Source organism: Rhodosalinus sp. K401 (genome assembly GCF_041365735.1).
GTDB lineage: Bacteria > Pseudomonadota > Alphaproteobacteria > Rhodobacterales > Rhodobacteraceae > Rhodosalinus.
The window spans coordinates 162,639-180,241 of sequence record NZ_JBGFSI010000004.1 but is presented as its reverse complement, the minus strand read 5'-3'; the positions used below and the strand labels follow the sequence as shown (position 1 = coordinate 180,241).

At 70.1% G+C, this 17,603-nt stretch carries 21 protein-coding genes and 1 tRNA gene; 10 read left to right on the top strand and 12 right to left on the bottom strand.

What is annotated here, in order from left to right; all coding sequences use genetic code 11:
• Positions 1-34: 34 nt before the first annotated feature.
• Positions 35-895, bottom strand: coding sequence for an SDR family oxidoreductase (locus AB6A66_RS06815; protein WP_371055292.1), 861 nt, complete (start codon positions 893-895; stop codon positions 35-37).
• Between the two features lie 108 nt (positions 896-1,003).
• Between AB6A66_RS06815 and paaA the strand changes: the two genes are divergently transcribed.
• From paaA to AB6A66_RS06790, 5 genes are all read left to right on the top strand, one after another.
• A complete protein-coding gene (paaA, locus tag AB6A66_RS06810; protein WP_371055291.1) occupies positions 1,004-2,002 on the top strand; it encodes a 1,2-phenylacetyl-CoA epoxidase subunit PaaA in 999 nt (332 codons plus the stop codon).
• Positions 2,003-2,066: 64 nt separating this feature from the next.
• Positions 2,067-2,351, top strand: a complete 285-nt coding sequence (paaB, locus tag AB6A66_RS06805; protein WP_371038099.1) for a 1,2-phenylacetyl-CoA epoxidase subunit PaaB — start codon at positions 2,067-2,069, stop codon at positions 2,349-2,351.
• Entirely contained in the window at positions 2,351-3,088 is a 738-nt protein-coding gene (gene paaC, locus AB6A66_RS06800) for a 1,2-phenylacetyl-CoA epoxidase subunit PaaC (protein WP_371055290.1), read from the top strand. The genes paaB and paaC overlap by 1 nt, the downstream gene beginning before the upstream one ends.
• Positions 3,088-3,579 carry a 1,2-phenylacetyl-CoA epoxidase subunit PaaD gene (paaD, locus tag AB6A66_RS06795; RefSeq protein WP_371038101.1) on the top strand — a complete coding sequence of 164 codons (492 nt, stop codon included), beginning with the start codon at positions 3,088-3,090 and terminating at the stop codon, positions 3,577-3,579. The genes paaC and paaD overlap by 1 nt, the downstream gene beginning before the upstream one ends.
• Positions 3,580-3,590: 11 nt before the next feature.
• Positions 3,591-4,640 carry a 2Fe-2S iron-sulfur cluster-binding protein gene (locus AB6A66_RS06790; protein WP_371055289.1) on the top strand — a complete coding sequence of 350 codons (1,050 nt, stop codon included), beginning with the start codon at positions 3,591-3,593 and terminating at the stop codon, positions 4,638-4,640.
• A gap of 91 nt (positions 4,641-4,731) precedes the next feature.
• Here AB6A66_RS06790 and AB6A66_RS06785 read toward each other — a convergent pair whose 3' ends face one another.
• The 3 genes from AB6A66_RS06785 to AB6A66_RS06775 form a co-directional block, all read right to left on the bottom strand.
• Complete coding sequence (locus tag AB6A66_RS06785) at positions 4,732-5,391, bottom strand: hypothetical protein (RefSeq protein ID WP_371055288.1); 660 nt, start codon at positions 5,389-5,391, stop codon at positions 4,732-4,734.
• Between the two features lie 3 nt (positions 5,392-5,394).
• Positions 5,395-6,795 carry a selenium-binding protein SBP56-related protein gene (locus AB6A66_RS06780; RefSeq protein ID WP_371055287.1) on the bottom strand — a complete coding sequence of 467 codons (1,401 nt, stop codon included), beginning with the start codon at positions 6,793-6,795 and terminating at the stop codon, positions 5,395-5,397.
• 146 nt (positions 6,796-6,941) lie between these two features.
• A tRNA-Arg gene (locus AB6A66_RS06775) sits at positions 6,942-7,018 on the bottom strand.
• Between the two features lie 121 nt (positions 7,019-7,139).
• On the opposite strand from AB6A66_RS06775, the gene AB6A66_RS06770 reads away from it, so the two are divergent.
• Both AB6A66_RS06770 and AB6A66_RS06765 read left to right on the top strand, forming a co-directional pair.
• On the top strand, positions 7,140-8,156 hold the full coding sequence (locus AB6A66_RS06770; protein ID WP_371055286.1) for a LacI family DNA-binding transcriptional regulator: 1,017 nt from the start codon (positions 7,140-7,142) through the stop codon (positions 8,154-8,156).
• Positions 8,157-8,247: 91 nt separating this feature from the next.
• Entirely contained in the window at positions 8,248-9,471 is a 1,224-nt protein-coding gene (locus tag AB6A66_RS06765; protein ID WP_371055285.1) for a histidine kinase, read from the top strand.
• Positions 9,472-9,480: 9 nt separating this feature from the next.
• On the opposite strand, the gene AB6A66_RS06760 is transcribed toward AB6A66_RS06765, so the two are convergent.
• Positions 9,481-10,623 (bottom strand): alpha-D-ribose 1-methylphosphonate 5-triphosphate diphosphatase, encoded by a 1,143-nt coding sequence (locus tag AB6A66_RS06760; RefSeq protein ID WP_371055284.1) that lies wholly within the window; start codon positions 10,621-10,623, stop codon positions 9,481-9,483.
• A 35-nt stretch (positions 10,624-10,658) separates the two neighbouring features.
• Between AB6A66_RS06760 and AB6A66_RS06755 the strand changes: the two genes are divergently transcribed.
• Complete coding sequence (locus AB6A66_RS06755; protein WP_371055283.1) at positions 10,659-11,342, top strand: DUF1045 domain-containing protein; 684 nt, start codon at positions 10,659-10,661, stop codon at positions 11,340-11,342.
• On the opposite strand, the gene phnN is transcribed toward AB6A66_RS06755, so the two are convergent.
• The 4 genes from phnN to AB6A66_RS06735 are packed head-to-tail and all read right to left on the bottom strand — an operon-like array spanning position 11,324 to position 14,256.
• Positions 11,324-11,866, bottom strand: coding sequence for a phosphonate metabolism protein/1,5-bisphosphokinase (PRPP-forming) PhnN (gene phnN / locus AB6A66_RS06750; protein WP_371055282.1), 543 nt, complete (start codon positions 11,864-11,866; stop codon positions 11,324-11,326). The two genes, AB6A66_RS06755 and phnN, sit on opposite strands and share 19 nt — an antisense overlap.
• Positions 11,863-12,552, bottom strand: a complete 690-nt coding sequence (gene phnL / locus AB6A66_RS06745) for a phosphonate C-P lyase system protein PhnL (protein WP_371055281.1) — start codon at positions 12,550-12,552, stop codon at positions 11,863-11,865. The genes phnN and phnL overlap by 4 nt, the downstream gene beginning before the upstream one ends.
• Positions 12,553-12,577: 25 nt before the next feature.
• Complete coding sequence (gene phnK, locus AB6A66_RS06740) at positions 12,578-13,411, bottom strand: phosphonate C-P lyase system protein PhnK (protein ID WP_371055280.1); 834 nt, start codon at positions 13,409-13,411, stop codon at positions 12,578-12,580.
• On the bottom strand, positions 13,408-14,256 hold the full coding sequence (locus tag AB6A66_RS06735) for an alpha-D-ribose 1-methylphosphonate 5-phosphate C-P-lyase PhnJ (protein WP_371055279.1): 849 nt from the start codon (positions 14,254-14,256) through the stop codon (positions 13,408-13,410). The genes phnK and AB6A66_RS06735 overlap by 4 nt, the downstream gene beginning before the upstream one ends.
• Before the next feature lie 101 nt (positions 14,257-14,357).
• On the opposite strand from AB6A66_RS06735, the gene AB6A66_RS06730 reads away from it, so the two are divergent.
• Positions 14,358-14,516 (top strand): hypothetical protein, encoded by a 159-nt coding sequence (locus AB6A66_RS06730; RefSeq protein ID WP_371038114.1) that lies wholly within the window; start codon positions 14,358-14,360, stop codon positions 14,514-14,516.
• A 2-nt stretch (positions 14,517-14,518) separates the two neighbouring features.
• On the opposite strand, the gene AB6A66_RS06725 is transcribed toward AB6A66_RS06730, so the two are convergent.
• The 3 genes from AB6A66_RS06725 to phnG are packed head-to-tail and all read right to left on the bottom strand — an operon-like array spanning position 14,519 to position 16,676.
• On the bottom strand, positions 14,519-15,628 hold the full coding sequence (locus tag AB6A66_RS06725) for a carbon-phosphorus lyase complex subunit PhnI (protein WP_371055278.1): 1,110 nt from the start codon (positions 15,626-15,628) through the stop codon (positions 14,519-14,521).
• On the bottom strand, positions 15,628-16,203 hold the full coding sequence (phnH, locus tag AB6A66_RS06720; RefSeq protein WP_371038116.1) for a phosphonate C-P lyase system protein PhnH: 576 nt from the start codon (positions 16,201-16,203) through the stop codon (positions 15,628-15,630). Before phnH ends, AB6A66_RS06725 begins: the two co-directional genes overlap by 1 nt.
• Complete coding sequence (phnG, locus tag AB6A66_RS06715; RefSeq protein WP_371038117.1) at positions 16,203-16,676, bottom strand: phosphonate C-P lyase system protein PhnG; 474 nt, start codon at positions 16,674-16,676, stop codon at positions 16,203-16,205. Before phnG ends, phnH begins: the two co-directional genes overlap by 1 nt.
• Before the next feature lie 107 nt (positions 16,677-16,783).
• On the opposite strand from phnG, the gene phnF reads away from it, so the two are divergent.
• Entirely contained in the window at positions 16,784-17,494 is a 711-nt protein-coding gene (gene phnF, locus AB6A66_RS06710) for a phosphonate metabolism transcriptional regulator PhnF (RefSeq protein WP_371055277.1), read from the top strand.
• Positions 17,495-17,603 lie beyond the last annotated feature (109 nt).

Sequence of the window (17,603 nt, the reverse complement as noted above, 5' to 3'; positions counted from 1 at the left end):
GGGCAAGAGGTTTGGAAACCTCTTGCCGCGCCGCTCAGTCGCCGTGCTCTGCGTCAAGCAGCGCGCGCAGCCCCGACCTGTAATCTGGATGAAGGAGCGACACGCCCAGATCCTCCTTGATGCGGTCGTTCCGGACGCGCTTCGAGTCGGAGTAGAAGCTGGCGGCCATGGGCGAAAGCTCGGCCTCCTCGAAGGGGATGGCGGGGGGAACCGGCAGGCCCAGCAGTTCGGCGGCGTGTTCTATCACGTCCTGCGGCGGGGCCGGCAGGTCATCGCAGACATTGTAGACCGCGCCGGGCGCCGGCCTCTGCATGGACGCGGCGAGGACCTGCGCGATGTCGTCGACATGGATGCGGCTGAAGACCTGTCCGGGCTTCACGATCCGCCGCGCCGTCCCGGCGCGGAGCCGGTCGAGGGCGCTGCGGCCGGGGCCGTAGATGCCGGCCAGCCGGAAGACGTGGATCGGCAGGCCCGGGATCGCGCGCCATGCCGCCTCGGCCTCGGCGCGGCGGTACCCGCGCTCGGTCGCGGGCGCGACCGGTGTCGTTTCGTCCACCCAGCCACCGCCCCGATCGCCGTAGACACCGGTCGTGGAGAGGTATCCCGCCCATTCGAGCCCCGGCGCCGCCTCGGCGATGGCCGCCCCGAGCGCCGAGAGCACCGGGTCGCCATCCGCGTCGGGCGAGACCGAGCTGAGAAGATGCGTGGCCTCGGCGAGCGCCGGGCCGAGGTCGTCGCCGGGCCACACGCGCGCGTCGATCCCGTCTTCGGCGAGGTCCCGCGCCTTGTCCGCGCTGCGCGTCGTCCCGATGATTCGCCAGCCGGCGCCGTGCAGCCGCCGTGCCAGGGCCTGCGCCGTGTAGCCGTGCCCGATGGAAAGAAGCGTTTTCTGCATGGCCACTTGATGGGCGCCGGATGGGCGCGATGCAAGTATTACAAAAATCTCTTGGGAGACGCGGTTTCGTAATATATACTGAAAGTGTTCATTTGGAGGAGGCGTGGCATGTACGCACAGGGTCTGATCGGCGCCGACGCGCGCACGGAGGAAAGCCCGGAATTCCTGGCGGCGTTCCAGAAACGGATCGACGCGGAAGAGAAGATCGAGCCCAACGACGCGATGCCCGAGGGCTACCGCAAGACGCTGGTCCGCCAGATCGGTCAGCACGCGCATTCCGAGATCGTCGGGATGCTGCCCGAGGGCAACTGGATCACGCGCGCGCCCTCGCTCAAGCGCAAGGCGGCGCTGCTGGCCAAGGTGCAGGACGAGGGCGGCCACGGGCTCTATCTCTACTCGGCGGCCGAGACGCTGGGCGTCTCGCGCGAGGAGATGACCGAGGAGCTGCACTCCGGCAAGGCGAAGTATTCGTCGATCTTCAACTACCCCACGCTCACCTGGGCCGATATCGGCATCATCGGCTGGCTCGTGGACGGCGCGGCGATCATGAACCAGATCCCGCTCTGCCGCTGTTCCTACGGGCCCTACGCCCGCGCGATGATCCGCGTCTGCAAGGAAGAGAGCTTTCACCAGCGCCAGGGCTACGAGATCGTCATGACGCTGGCGCGGGGCACGCCTGCGCAGCGCGAGATGGTGCAGGAGGCACTGAATCGCTGGTGGTGGCCGGTTCTGATGATGTTCGGGCCTCATGACAGCGAGAGCCAGCACTCGGACCAGAACATGGCGTGGAAGATCAAGCGCTTCTCGAACGACGCGCTGCGCCAGAAGTTCGTGGACGCCACCGTGCCGCAGGGCGAGTACCTCGGCCTCACATTCCCGGACACCGACCTGACGTGGAACGCGGAGAAGGGCGGCTACGATTTCGGAACCATCGACTGGGACGAGTTCTGGCGCGTGGTGAAGGGCGGCGGCGTGATGAACCGGGACCGCGTGAAGGCACGCAAGGCGGCCTGGGAGAACGGCGCTTGGGTCCGCGAGGCGGCTCTCGCCCATGCCGAGAAGCGGCGGCAGAGGGCGGCCGAGGCGGCCCCGATCGCGGCAGAGTGATGCGCTCGGGCGACGGGGCTGGCCCCCCGGGAGTATTTTCATCCAAGAAGAAGGAGTGGGCGCGATGAGCGGTGAAGTGCCTCTTTGGGAAGTGTTCATCCGGCCCCGCAACGGGCTTTCGCACAAGCATGTCGGCAGCCTTCACGCGACGGACGAGGTCATGGCGCTCGACGCCGCACGGGACGTCTACACGCGCCGCGGCGAGGGCACCTCGATCTGGGTGGTGCCGTCGAAGGCGATCACCGCCTCCGACCCCGACCAGGCGGCGGAGAATTTCGAGCCGACAGCGGGCAAGGTCTATCGCCACCCGACCTTCTACGACATCCCCGAAGACGTGGGGCACATGTGATGGCGCTGTTCGAGGCCCTGCTGGAGCTTGCCGACGATCACCTGGTGCTGGGCCACCGGGTGAGCGAGTGGTGCGGCCATGCGCCGATGCTGGAGGAGGACCTGGCGCTGCCCAACATGGCGCTCGATCTGATCGGCTCGGCGCGCTCGCTCTACACCTACGCGGGCGAGGTCGAGGGGGCGGGGCGCGACGAGGACGCGCTGGCCTATCTTCGCGACGAGACGGACTATCGCAACTGCCTGCTGGTGGAGCGGCCGAACGGCGACTTCGCCCAGACCATGCTGCGCCAGTTCTATTTCGCGGCCTTCATGGAGCCCTACTGGAAAGCCGCGCTGGAGAGCCCGGACGAGACCGTTCGGGGCATCGCCGGCAAGGCGGTGAAGGAGATGGCCTATCACATCCGTCATTCCGGCGAATGGGTGATCCGCCTCGGCGACGGCACGGAGGAGAGCGCGCGGCGCATGGCCGAGGCGGTCGAGGAGCTGCACCGCTACACCGACGAGCTCTTTCATACCTCCGAAGCCGCGAGCGGCGTGGCGGCGCTCCCTGACCGGGCTGCGATGCGCCCCGAATGGGATCGCGTGATCGGCGATATCTTCGCCGAGGCGAAGCTGACGATCCCGGAGGTGCGGTTCCCGCAGCAGGGCGGGCGCGAGATGCGCCATGGCGAGGCGCTGGGCCACATGCTGGCCGAGATGCAGGTCACGCATCGCGCGCATCCGGGGGCGGTCTGGTGATGGCCGAGGCGGCGACGATGGAAGAGGCCCGTGCCTGGGAGGCCGCGGCGGCCGTGCCCGACCCGGAGGTGCCCTGCGTCACGGTGGCCGATCTGGGTATCCTGCGCTGGGTCAGGATCGAGAACGGGGCCGCGGTGGCGGGTGTCACGCCCACCTATTCCGGCTGTCCCGCGACGCTCGCCATCGAGTTCGCGATCGAGCAGGCCCTGCGCGAGGCGGGGTTCGAGGCGCGCGTCGAGCGGGTGATGAGCCCGCCCTGGACCACCGACTGGATCACCGAGGAGGGGCGCGAGAAACTGCGCGATTACGGCATCGCGCCGCCCGTGGAAAGCGGCGGCAAGGCCACGCTTTTCGGCGCGCCCACGGTCGCCTGTCCGCGCTGCGGCGCCACGGACACCGAGCGGCTGTCGGAGTTCGGCTCCACCCCCTGCAAGGCGCATTACCGCTGCCGGTCCTGCGCCGAGCCCTTCGACTATTTCAAGTGCCTCTGAGGAGGAGCCCGATGTTTCACGAACTGACCATCGCCGAGGTACGACACGAGACCCCCGACAGTGTCGCGCTGAGCTTCGCGGTGCCCGACGAGCTGAAGGACGCCTTCGCCTGGCAGCCGGGGCAGTACCTGACCCTGCGCGCGGAGGTCGGGGGGCGCGACGAGCGCCGGTCCTATTCCATCGCGTCGGCCCCCGGGGCGCCGCTTACCGTAGGCGTGAAGCATGTCGAGGGCGGGGTCTTCTCCACCTTCTGCCAGGATCTCGCGCCGGGTCAGCCCATCCGCGTGATGCCGCCCGAGGGGCGTTTCGTGACCCGGGACGAAGGCAGCGTGGTGCTGATCGCCGCGGGCTCCGGCGTGACCCCGATGGTATCCATCGCGGCCGAGCGGCTGGCGGCCGGCGCCGAGGTGACCCTGATCTACGGCAACCGTGACACGGCGCACATCATGTTCCGCGATGCGCTCGAGGCGCTCAAGGACCGTTACGTGGACCGTTTCACGCTGATCCACGTGCTCTCCCGCGAGCCGCAGGACGTGGAGCTTCTGAACGGGCGCGTGACGGGGGAGCGCGTCACCCGCCTCGCCAATGCGGGGGCCGTGGACATCGACGGGGCCGACGGGATCTTTCTCTGCGGGCCGGGCGGCATGATCGACGACGTGTCCGAGGCGCTGACCGCCCGCGGCGTGCCCGCGGAGCGCATCCATTTCGAGCGTTTCTTCACCGAGGGCGAAGGGCCACGGCCCACCCGCTCGGAGGCCGCACAGGCCGCGGCCGAGAAGGGCGTTCAGGTCGAGGTCGTGCTCGACGGCGCCCGGCGGCTTTTCAGCGTGGACGCCGAGGACGACACCGTGCTCGAGGCGGCGGAGCGGCAGGGGCTGGAACTGCCCTATTCCTGCCGGGGGGGCATGTGCTGCACCTGCCGGTGCAAGGTCGAGGAGGGCAGCGCCGAGATGGCCGTGAACTACTCGCTCGAGCCATGGGAGATCGAGGCCGGCTTCGTCCTGGCCTGCCAGTCGCGCCCGACCTCCGACAAGCTGGTCCTCGACTTCGACGCGGCGTGACGCACGCCCGGCGCGCGGGTCCGCCCGCGCGCCCCGCGCACAGGCCCCGGCCATGCCGGGGTGCCGCCTGCCCGACCGGGGCCGGGCAGCCCTAGTGCGCGACGGCCAGCGATATCGTTCCCACCATGAGCAGGCTCGACGCCCAGACCATGTCGAGGTTGAACCAGCTTCTGGAAAGAAAGCGCAATCCGAGCCAGCGGTGGACGCCGACGGCAAGCAGTCCGCCCGAAAGCGTCATGGCCATCGTGTGCGCTGCCGCGACGAGCACCGCGAGACCGGCATTGCCCGCCATGAGGTCCGACGCGGCGGCGTGGCCGGCATCCGTTTCCACCGTGCGGCAGATCCCTAGGTAGATCGGCACCAGCATGAGGCCCGCGCCATGCGCCATGGCCGACAGGAATGACCAGAGCGCCAGCCGCGACGGCGGCACGCGGGCGAGAAAGCGCGGATGCCTGCGATTGACGAGCAGGTAGATCCCCAGCCCGATCAGAAGGCAGGCGGCGCCGATCTGTATCTCCCGTTGCCATTCCGCGAGGAACAGAAGCGCCGTGAAGGGAAAAAGGATCGCCGCCATGGCGACCAGGTGCCCTGCCGCGAGCGCCGTCAATGCCCGGTAGAGGCTGCCGTGCGACCGCTCCATCAGGGCGGCGGACACGGCCAGGGGCCACCCCATGCCCGGGTTGACCCCGTGGTAGACGCCGGAAGCGACAACGGCCCACCAAAGGGCCGTTGCTGTATCGAGGCCGTCCACGCCTCAGACGGAGGGGTAGCAGAAACTGTCGGTCGAACAGTCGCCGCCTTCGAGCCTGATCTGATGGCTGCGGTACCCCTTGGGAAACGCGATGTAGAACGCTTCGTCGAGCTCCAGCCCGCCCTGCTCACCGACATTCGCCATCACCATCTGGCCGCCCTCGTCGTCGGGATAGAACTGGTCGTCCCAGGTCGAGTAGAGCGAGTTGGTCCAGTAGACGCGCTTTCCGTCGCGGCTGATCTCCACCATCTGCGGGCCATAGGCGAAGGGTTTGCCGTTGGGATGCTTCGTGCCCCGGGCGATGCCGCCGATCTCGACCTTGCCGGCGAGCGTGGGGTTCATCGGGTCCGAGACATCGTACTGGTGCATCTCGCCCAGGCCCCAGCAGGCGACGTAGAGGTACTTGTCGTCGAGGCTCAGATCGATGTCGGTGACAAGCGGAGGGACCGCTTCGAACCCCTTCAGCAGCGGCGGCAGGTTCTCGGGTTTCTCGGGGCGCGGGTCGATGGTGAGCGTCTTTTTCGCCTCGAAGGTCCCATCCTCCTTCTGCCACCAGGTGAAGATCGCGCCCTGAAGGTTGGTGGTGTCCACCACCACGCCGCAGAAACCGTAATCCTTGGCCGGGTCATGCGCGGGCCGGATTTCCAGCGCCATCTGGTGATTCTCGCCAAGGTCGATGGTCTGGACGTTGCGGCGCTCGCGCAGGTTCCAGAAATGGATCGAATGTCCGTACTTGTTGGACAGGAGGTCCTCGGCCACGAGGCCGTTCTCGAATTGCGGCGGCAGGCCCCATTCGGAGCTCACCATGTAGTCGCGCGGCAGGTTCCACCAGAAATCGTAATGCTTGTCTTGGCGGCCGCGATCCATCTCGTAGCGGCCGAGGATCTCGAAGGTCTCGCAATCCATGATGAAGATGCCGGGGGGGCCGTCCGTGCCGTCCTCTCCGCCGCCGCCGAGCGTCGAGACGTAGATGCCTTCGGGACCGCAATGGATCGTGTGAGGCCGCGAATAGCCGGTTTTGGCGAACACCTCCTCGGGCTCGATGATCTTGTGGATCTTCGCCTCTCGCGGCTCCTTCACGTCGATGACGTAGATCCGCGAAGACCGGATGCCGGGAATGATCAGATAGCGCCGCTCGAGAAAGGCATGGCCCGTCAGAGGCGACAGTGCCGAGGAACAGGCGTTCCAGCCGAAATGGTGAAACTCGTCGCCCTTGTTCGGCATGATGAGCTGGTGGACGATCTGGCCGTAGCTGTCGGACGTCGGGTCGACGTCGATCACCGCCAGCCCGTCCGGCTGCGAGCCGTCCGGGCTCAGCATGAGCGTGAAGGCGAGCGTCTCCGCCGGCGCCTCCATGGCGAGTTTCGGGGTCGCGTGGAATGTCGGATCGGGTCTCAGGTTCATCTTCGGCTCCTCCCAGGTCTCGAGCGCCCCCGCGCGATTTAAATCTTTTCAGGGCGCTCTCGGGAAACTCTGCCACATCTCGCAGGGAGTCGGGGCATGGAATCTGCCACGGACGGTCATCTGCGATCCGGCGGTAAAGGGGGTTTTGGCGACCCCGGCAGGATTCGAACCTGCAACCTGCCCCTTAGGAGGGGGCTGCTCTATCCGGTTGAGCCACGGGGCCGTGGCGTCTGTTTAGCGCGCCCGTCGGGCTTTGTCACCGCCTCGCGCCACCCCTTCCAGCCCCCGGCGAATGGGGATACCCTGCGCCGGTTCCGAACCGCGACGCGAGGGCGCCGACCCGCATGACCGACCAGCCCCGACCGCTCACGCTGCGCGACGTGTCCGAGGCCGCGGGCGTGTCCGAAATGACGGTGAGCCGGGTCCTGCGCAACCGCGGCGACGTGTCCGAGGCCACGCGCGAGAAGGTGCTGCGCGCGGCGAAGCGGCTTGGCTACGTGCCCAACAAGATCGCCGGCGCACTGGCCAGCCAGCAGGTGAACCTCGTCGCCGTGATCATTCCGAGCCTCGGCAACATGGTCTTTCCCGAGGTGCTTTCGGGCATCTCTTCCGTGCTCGACGGGGCCGGGCTTCAGCCCGTGGTGGGCGTGACCGACTATCTTCCCGAAAAGGAAGAGCGGGTGCTTTACGAGATGCTCTCGTGGCGGCCGTCCGGGGCGATCGTGGCGGGGCTCGAACACTCCGACGCGTCCCGCGCGATGCTGCGTGCCGCCGGCATCCCGGTGGTCGAGATCATGGATCTTGACGGCACGCCGGTGGATGCGATGGTGGGCATGTCGCATCGTCGCGCGGGCCGCGAGATGGGCCGCGCCATCCTGTCGGAGGGCTACCGGCGGATCGGCTTTCTCGGGACGAAGATGCCGCTCGACCACCGCGCGCGCAAACGCTTCGAGGGGTTCGTCGAGGCCCTGGCCAAGGGCGGCGTCGAACTGGCCGACCACGAGTTCTACTCGGGCGGCTCGGCGCTCGCCAAGGGGCAGGATATGACGCGGGCCATGCTCGCACGCACGCCGGACCTGGATTTCCTGTATTACTCCAATGACATGATCGCGGCGGGCGGGCTGCTCTGGCTGCTGGGCGAGGGCATCGACGTCCCCGGCCGCATCGGTCTTGCGGGGTTCAACCGCGTCGATCTTCTGGACGGGCTGCCACGGCGGATCGCGACGATGGATTCCTGCCGCCGCGAGATCGGCCGCCGCGCCGCCGAGATCGTGCTGGCGCGGATGGAGGGCCGCGCGATCGAGCGCATCGTCGCGCTGGAGCCCCGTATCGACCCGGGCGACACGCTCCACCGCGGCTGAGCCGCGCGGGATCCGGAAAACCGCCGGGGCGACTTCCCCGGCGGCACGGGCGCGCTATCTCCTGACGCGGCGTCAATCCGGGGGCAGTCCGATGCTCGACCAGAACAGCGCGGCGATCGGCCGGTTCGACAAGTCCTTTCTCATCCACATGATCCGCGACTTCTTCGTGATCCTCCTGCTCGTCACGGTGGCGGAGTTCGTGATCAAGGCGGGCCTCGTCTGGACGAACTACATGACGAACGGCGAGGACGAGGCGCGCGCCGTGGCCGACGATCTTGCCGAGAACGTGCGCGAGATCATGCGCAACGAAGGCGGGCCGGTCGCCGCCCGCACCGTCTATCCGATCCTCGAGCGCAACTGGGACGATCTGGGCTACCTCATCGCCATAGAGCCGTCGCCGGTCACCGTGCGTTCCATCGAGGCGGGCTTCGGCTTCACGCCGAAGGGCATCCCGGCGGGCGACTGGCCCGAGGGCGCCGCCCGCGCCGCGAGCCTCGACATCGAGGCGGAAAGCTTCTGCCTCGCCTGCCACACGGAGGCACGGGTGGGCGAAGTGCTGGGAACGGTCACGGTACGCAACTACCTCGCCCGGGATTTCGCGCTCTGGTTCGAGGACGTGCAGCTGACGGCCGGCTTCGCGGTGGGCAAGATCGTTCTGCACTCGGTCCTTCTTTTCCTGATCCTGCGCGCGCGGCTCGAACCTCTCATGGGGCTGCGCTCGGTCGTGAGCAATCTCGCGCGCGCCTATGGCGGGCTCGACCACCGCGCCGAAATCCGCACGGCGGACGAGTTCGGCGCGCTGGCCCGCGACCTCAATCTCTTCCTCGACCGCGTGACCCGCCTCGTGGCTGAGCTCGATGCGGTGCTGCAGCGCGTCTCGGCAGTGAACGATGATATCCTTAAGGTCCAGGGGGATCTGCGCGACCGGATCGACGGGGTCGTGGGACGTGTCAGGCGGCTCGAGCGCGAGGCGATGCTCGCGGCCAAGCGCGAGCCACGTCTCTCGAACGCCTGGTTCGACGCCATGCGCGGCACGGTGAGCGACCTCGAGGCCGCGCTTCAGGAGGCCGACGGGCGCCCCGGTGCCGGCGCGCTGCTGGAGGATCTGCGGGCGGTCGTCGCCAACGCCGAGGCGCAGATCGCCACCAGCGAGAAGGTTTTCGAAGGTCTCGCCGAGCTTGGCGATGAAAGTGAGCGTCTGAAGGGCGCGATGGCAGAGATGACCCGGCTCGAGGAGCGCATGAAAAGCATCGTGGAGACCTGCGGCGGGCTCGTACGCCGCATCCGTCCCGGGACGGGCGCCGCTGCCGAGTGACCCGCGCGCTCAGGCCACGCGCACGCCCCTGCACCAGACCCCGCCGAGGCGCGGCGTGTCGCCGTCCAGCGCGAACCGGATCACGTCCGCCCGCTGCCCGGGGGCAAGGCGCCCCCGGTCCCCGAGGCCCACGGCCCGCGCCGGCGCCGCCGTCACCGTCGCCATGCCGCGGGCCATGTCGCCCCAGAGCGCGCCGAGCCGGACCGCGGCGAGCAGAAGCGCCGCGGGCACGTAGTCCGAGGACAGGATATCGAGAAGCCTGGCCTCGGCCAGCGATGCCGCCGCGACGTTGCCGGAATGGGAGCCGCCGCGGATGAGGTTCGGCGCGCCCATCATCACCGCGATGTCGTGGCGTCGGCACGCCGCCGCGGCCTCCTCGGTCGTGGGGAACTCGGCGAGGCGCGCCCCGTGGCCGGCCGAGACCGCGACATGCGCCGCGGTCGTGTCGTCGTGGCTAGCCAGAACGGCGCCGTAGCGGCGCGCCTCGGCGACGGCCCGCGCCTCGTGCGCCGCCCCGTGGCGTGCCTGGAGCGCGGCCAGCCGGTCCACATGCTCTTCGAACTCGCGTTCGGAAAGACCCTGCTTGCCCATCACGTAGCCCTTCAGTTTCTCGAGGTCGCGGAACTGGCGCTGCCCCGGCGTGTGGTCCATCAGGCTCACGATCCCGACCCGGTCCTCGGGGCCGAAGGCCGCCATCTCCTCGGGCAGCGTTTCCGAGCAGACCTCGGCGCGAAGGTGCAGGAAGTGGCTGATGCGCAGCCCGCCCGTCTCGCGCAGTGCCCAGAGTTCCGAGGCGAGGCCGCGGGCATAGGCGTCGTAGCGCGCCTTGCCCCCGGGGATGGAGCCCACGCGCATGGCGTCGAAGACGGTGGTGATTCCGCATCCGGCGAGTTCGGCGTCGTGGGCGAGGATCGCGGCGGCGTGGGGCCAGTCCACGCCCGGGCGCGGCTGGATGTGGCGCTCCAGGTTGTCGGTGTGAAGCTCGACGAGCCCCGGCGCGACGAAATCGCCCTCGCAGTTCACCGCGCCGGGCGGCACGGTGGCCCCGCTGTCGATCGCGGCGATCTCGCCGCCCGAGAGGCGCAGGCTTCCGCGCACCGTCTCGTCCGTCAGCACGAGCGTGGCGTTGGCGAGCACGGTATCCTGTGTCATGACGCGCCTCGCGGTCTCGGGGGAAAGGGGTGGTGATGGGCTGGCGACGCTACGCGATCTACTTCACGCCGGAAGGCGCGCTCGCCGAACGGGGCGCGGCGTGGCTCGGCTGGGATGCCGCGGCGGGCGCGGCGCGGGCGCATCCGGGCCTCTCCGGCCTGCCGCGGCCGGTGGACGAGATCACCGCGCGGCCGCGCGCATACGGCTTCCACGCCACGCTGAAGCCGCCCTTCCGGCTGGCCGCGGGGTGCAGCGAGGCCGATCTCGGCGCCGCGCTCGAAGCCTTCGCCGCGGGCCGTCCGGCCGTCGTCCTCGACGGGCTCGAGGTTGCGCGGCTGGGGCGCTTCCTGGCGCTTCGGCCTGCCGGGGACGCGGCCGCGCTGAGCGCGCTCGCCGCCGCCGTGGTGGAAGGTCTCGATCCCTTCCGCGCGCCCCCCGCCGACGACGAGATCGCGCGCCGCCGCGCCGCCCGCCTCACGCCGCGGCAGGAGGCGCTGCTGGCGCGCTGGGGGTATCCTTACGTGATGGAGGAGTTCCGCTTTCACATGACTCTCACCGGGCCGCTCGGGCCGGACGAGCTTGCGCAAACCGAGACGGTCCTCGCCCGGCATTTCGCGCCGGTGCTGCCGGCGCCCTTCGTCGCGGACGCGGTGACGCTTCTGGCCGAGGACGACGCCGGCCGCTTCCATCACCTCCATCGCTACACCCTCACCGGGTAGAGCCACGCGAGGGCGGCGTCGGCCGCCTGCCCGACGGGCCCGGAATTGTCGATTTCGACGGCCTCGATCCCGTCGGGCAAGGTCCGGTCGGCCCGCGCGAGCCGCGCGGCGATCTCGGTTTCCGACTCGCGCCCGCGACCGGCAAGGCGCGCGGCCAGAACCTCGGGCGGCGCGGTGAGGTGCAGCACGACGAACCCCGCAAACCGCGCCCGCGCCGTGGCCAGCGCCCCGCGCGAAAGGTTGGCGAGCGCGTCGCGGCCATCGGCGAGACAGGCGATCTCGGCCGTGGGGATGGCGTAGGCGAGCCCGTGGGCGCGCCAGGCGAGGGCGAAATCGCCGGCCGCCTCGCGGCGGTCGAACTCGGCCTCGCTCACCGGTTCGTGGCGCTCCGCGCCGGGAAGGGCGGGCCGCGTGATCACCCGTCGCACGGCATGAAGCCCCGCGCGCCGCGCGGCGAGCGCCGCGATCACGGTGTCCTTGCCCACGCCCGAGGGGCCGACCACCGCGACGAGCCGCCCGCTCATGCGGCCTCCGGCGTGAAGGCCGAAACGTCCACCTCCCGGTCGGCCACCTGCGCGCGTGCCCCGGCGTCGTGGAAAATGCCGAGGATCGCCGCGCCCCGCGCCTTCGCCTCGTCGATCATGGCCAGCACCACCGCGCGGTTCCTTGCGTCGAGGCTCGCCGTGGGCTCGTCGAGCAGTAGCGCCGGGTAGGGATGGGCGAAGCCGCGGGCGATGTTCACGCGCTGCTGCTCGCCCCCCGAGAAGGTCGTTGGCGAGAGGCCCCAGAGCCGCTGGGGCAGGTTGAGCCGCGCGAGAAGCGCCGCGGCCCGGTCGCGCGCGGCCTCCCGCGGCAGTCCCGTGGCAAGCAGCGGCTCGGCCACCACGTCCAGGGTGGGCACCCGCGGCACGACGCGGAGGAACTGGCTGACATAGCCGAGACGGTCGCGGCGGAGCGCGAGGATATCGCGCGGCGCGGCGCGCGCCACATCCACCCCGCAGACCGAAATCCGGCCGGACCCGGCGAGGTAGTTGCCGTGGATCATCCGCATCAGCGTCGACTTGCCCGCCCCCGAGGCGCCGGTGAGCGCCACGCATTCGCCCGCCGCGACCGAAAGCCGTGCGCCGGCCATCACCGGGATCACCGCGCCGCCCTGGTTGTGAAGCGTGAACGCCTTGTGGACGTCCTCGATATCGATAATCGCCGTCATCCCGCGCCGTCCCTGCCCCCGTCCGTCATGCCTGCAGCACCGAGCTGACCAGAAGCTGCGTGTAGCCGTGCTGCGGGTCGTCGAGTACCTGGTCTGTGAGCCCCTGCTCCACCACGCGCCCGTCCTTCATCACCATGAGCCGGTCCGCGAGCAGCCGCACCACGGCGAGGTCGTGGGTCACGATCACCGCCGAGAGACCCATTTCGCGCACGAGGCCGCGGAGAAGGTCGAGAAGCCGCGCCTGCACGCTCACGTCGAGCCCGCCGGTGGGTTCGTCCATGAAGACAAGGCGCGGGCCGGTCACGAGGTTCCGCGCGATCTGGAGCCGCTGCTGCATGCCGCCGGAGAACTGCGCCGGCCGGTCGTCGATCCGGTCGGCGCCGATCTCGACGCGGCCCAGCCAGTCGAGCGCGGCGTCACGGATGCGCCCGTAATGCCGCGCGCCCACGCCCATCAGCCGCTCGCCCACATTGCCGCCCGCGCTCACGTTCATGCGCAGCCCGTCGCGCGCGTGCTGGTGCACGAACGCCCAGTCGGTCCGGGCGAGGCGGCGGCGCGCGGGCTCGGGCAGGGCGAGCGTGTCGGCAAGCCGTCCCTCCATCTCGAAGAGCACGCGCCCCGCGTCGGGGGCGAGCTGGCCCGCGAGGCAGCCGAGCAGCGTGGACTTGCCCGACCCGCTCTCGCCGACGACGCCCATGACCTCGCCCGGCCAGAGTTCGAAGGACACCTCGGCGCAGCCGATCCGCGCGCCGTAGCGCTTCGTGAGCCCGTCGACCCGCAGAAGCGGCGTGTCCGGGGCGGGGCCAAGGGTCTTGGAAGACCCTTGGCAAGCGTCTTGCAAGACGCTTGCGCCGCTCATGCCGCCGCCTCCCCGCGATGACCCGACGCGCGGCGCGCGCGGCAGTAGTCCGTGTCCGAACAGACGAACATCCGTCCCCCCGTATCGTCGGTGATGACCTCGTCGAGGTAGCTGTCGGCCGCCCCGCAGAGCGCGCAGGGGTGATCCGCCTTCGAGGGATCGAAGGGGTGGTCTTCGAAGTCGAGGCTTTCGACCCGGGTCCAGGGGGGCAGCGCGTAGATCCGCTGCTCGCGCCCGGCACCGAAAAGCTGGATCGCCGCGCTTTCGAGCTTCGGGTTGTCGAATTTCGGGATCGGCGAGGGATCCATCACGTAGCGCCCCTCCACCTTCACCGGATAGGCGTAGGAGGTGGCGATCGCACCGTGGCGGGCGATGTCCTCGTAAAGTTTCACGTGCATGAGCCCGTATTCCTCCAGAGCGTGCATCTTCCGCGTCTCCGCCTCGGATGGCTCAAGAAAGCGCAAAGGCTCTGGAATCGGCACCTGGTAGACGAGGATCTGGTCCTCGTCGAGCGGCGTTTCGGGCACGCGGTGGCGGGTCTGGATCACCGTGGCGCGCGCCGTCTCCTCGGTCGTCTCGACGCCGGCGACGCGCTGGAAGAAGCGCCGGATCGAGACCGCGTTCGTGGTGTCGTCGGCGCCCTGGTCGATCACCTTGAGCCGGTCCTCGGGCGTGAGCGTCGCCGCCGTGACCTGCACGCCGCCGGTGCCCCAGCCGTAGGGCATCGGCATTTCCCGACTGGCGAAGGGCACCTGGTAGCCCGGCACCGCGAGCGCCTTGAGGAGCGCGCGGCGGATCATGCGCTTCGTCTGCTCGTCGAGATAGGCGAAATTGTAGTCCTTCATGGCGCAGCTTCCCCGGAATCGGCCGAACAGGGCCCTCTCACGGTCAAGGATTCGCCCCGCCCGGCGGCGAGGATCGGGACGACGCCACCAGGGAGCCCGTCATGGATCTCTTCGCCTTTCTGCTCGGCACGCCCGCGGGAACGGTCCTGATGCTCGTGGGTGTCGCGCTGGTGGCCCGCGCCATTCTCTTCGGCGGCCCGGCGGACACCGGCGGCGGCGACGGATGGGGCGGCGACGGCGATTGCGACGGCGGCGATTGAGGTCATTCCGCGGCCTCCCCGTCGCGGGCCGCGCTCTGCGCCTCTGCCCGCAGCCGCCGCACGAGTTCCAGTTCGGACTGGAAATCCACGTAGTGCGGCAGCTTGATATGCTCTAGGAAGCCCGTCGCCTGGATGTTGTCGGCGTGGTAGAGGACGAACTCCGCGTCCTGCGCCGGCGCGCCGCTGTTCTCCTCGCCCAGCTCCTCCCAGCGCAGGCTCCGGTCCACGAGCGCCATGGAGATCGCCTTGCGTTCGGCATGACCGAAGGCCAGGCCGTAGCCGCGGGTGAACTGGGCGGGCTCGGTCCTCGAGCCGGTGAACTGGTTCACGGTTTCGCACTCGGTCAGCTCCACCTCGCCGATCTCGACGGCGAAGCCCAGTTCGGGAATGTCGAGGCTGACCGGGACCGTGCCGACACGCAGCTCGCCGACGAAGGGGTGCGTGCGCCCGTAGCCACGCTGGCTGGAATAGGCCAGCCCGAGCAGGAAACCTTCATCGCCGCGCGCGAGGGCCTGCAGCCGAAGCGCGCGCCCGGCGGGCAGTTCGAGCGGCTCGCGGGTCAGGTCCGGCGGGTCGTCCGGGCCGGAGTGTTCCTGCTGCAAGAGCCCTTCGCGCCCCAGAAAGCCCGAGACATGGGGAAGCTCCGCCGGCGCCGCGTCGGCGGCCGCGCCGCCATGCTCGGGACGGGCTGGCGGTGCCGTGCCTTCGGCGGCGAGCGTGAAATCCAGCAGGCGATGCGTGTAGTCGAAGGTGGGGCCGAGGATCTGCCCCCCGGGCAGGTCCTTGAAGGTGGCCGAGATCCGGCGGGAGACCTGCATCGCCGCCGTCTCCACGGGCCGGCTGGCGCCGAAGCGGGGCAGGGTGGTGCGGTAGGCGCGGATGAGGAAGATCGCCTCGATCAGGTCGCCGCGCGCCTGCTTGATCGCGAGTGCGGCGAGGTCGGGATCGTAAAGCGACCCTTCCGCCATCACCCGGTTGACGGAAAGCGCTAGCTGCTCGCGGATTTGCGCGAGCGACAGTTCCGGCACCGCCGGATCCCCGCGCCGCGCGGCGCCGAGCCAGTCATGGGCCGCGTCGATCGCGCGCTCGCCGCCCTTCACCGCGACGTACATCAGCCCTCCTCCCCGTGGATGCGGGTGGAGCGTGGCACCGCCGCGAGGTGGTGACCCGCCGTCAGGAAGACGTCCCGGCCCAGCGGGTAGAGCGCGGCGTTGGCGCGGAACGCCGCCGGATCGGGCAGCGGCAGGGCCGCGCGCTCGCGGATGCCCGGCCCGGTGAGGGGCGTGCCGCGGGGCTCGAGCCCGTCCAGCTCCACGATCAGGGTCGCCGAGCGATCGGGATATTCCGGCGTTCCAACCGCGAAACGCTCCACCGGGACGAGCGCGTCCCAGGATCCCAGCGCGAAGACTGCCGCCTCCGCGGGGACCAGCGGCGCGCCGGTGTGAAAGCGGATCCAGTCGCGCGCATCTGCGGTGTCGTGGCGACCGGCAAGGTGCAGCGGCGTCTCGCCGTCGCAAAGCGTCAGGACGAGTGCCGCCGCCGCCGGGGAAAGCGGGCCGGGCGGCGTGGGCCCGGCCACGCGCTCGATCCGGCCCGGTCGCGCCATGGCGTTGAGCGCGGCGCGAAACGCGCGCGCGGCGTCCACCGCCGGGTCGGCGAAGCCGCCGGACAGGGCCACGGCGCCCATCAGTCCTCTCCCCGCGCCACGGTGAAGAACTCCACCTTCGTGGCGGCGGCCCGCGCGGCGGTGTCCCGGTGGCGGCGGGTTTCCGCCTCGGCGAGCGGGTCCAGCAGTTGCGCGCGGATCGTCGGGGCCGCGGCGGTCTGCATCAGCGCATCAACGAGCGCGGCGATCCGCGCCTTCTCGCGGTCGCGGCCCTGCACGTAGGCGTGGCCCGTCTCGCCGCTGTCCAGCTGGAGGGCGCAGCGCGTCACCGTCATCTCGCCGAGGTTGAACGGCGCCCCGGTGCCGCCCGCGCGGCCGCGCACCATGACCGATCCGGTTTCCGGCGCGCGGAGCCAGGCGTGCCCGGGCTCTTGCCCCGTCGCCGCCCAAAGCTCGGCGAGCGCCTGCTCCGGGGCGCGCGCCAGAAGCCCCATCCAGCCTTGCCGGTCCGTCGGCGGCGCCGGGGTTGCGGTGTCGTGCGGCATTGCTGACATCTTGCGGGTTTGTCCATGTTACTATACAACTATACAAATCAATACATCGCGGCCGGCGCGAACGCAACCGCTCTCGGCCCGCGCGACTGTGAAGGTTTCTTGACGCCATGCCCCGCACCGCCATCTGGACCTCGATCGCGGAGGCGCTGACCGCGGACATCGGCGCGGGGCGCTACGGTCCCGGTGACAAGCTTCCGACGGAGGCCGAACTCTCGGTGCGCTTCGGGGTGAACCGGCACACCGTCCGACGCGCGCTCGCCGCGCTGGCCGATGACGGGCTCGTGCATTCGCGCCGCGGCTCGGGCGTGTTCGTCACCCATTCCCCCACCGACTATCCCATCGGGCAGCGGGTCAGGTTCCACCGCTCGCTGCAGGCCGCGGGCAGGATCCCGGGCCGGGACATCCAGCTTCTGGAAACGCGCATGGCGGACGCGCGCGAGGCCCGCGCGCTCGACCTGTCCGAGGGCGCGCCAGTGCATGTCTGCGAGGGGATCTCGCTGGCCGACGATCATCCGATCGCACTCTTCCGGAGCGTCTTTCCGGCCGAATGGCTGCCCGCCCTGCCCGGGGCCTTGCGGCGGACGGGATCGGTGACGCAGGCGCTCGCGGCATGCGGTTTGCCCGATTATGTCCGCGTCTCGACCCGGATTTCGGCGCGTCCGGCGACGGCCGCGCAGGCACACAAGCTGCGGATGCCGGAGGGCGCGCCGATCCTGCGCACCGTCGGTCTGAACGCCTGTCCCGAGGGCCGGCCGGTGGAGTTCGGCACCGCCTGGTTCGCGGCCGACAGGGTCACGCTCACCGTTGCGGGGCCTTGACCCCGTACCGGCCTGCCGGCGCGGCGGGACTTGTCACGGGTGCGACACAAACCCCTGATATCAATTCGGGAACTATCCACAGGCCAAGCATTGACCCCGCGGGACACCG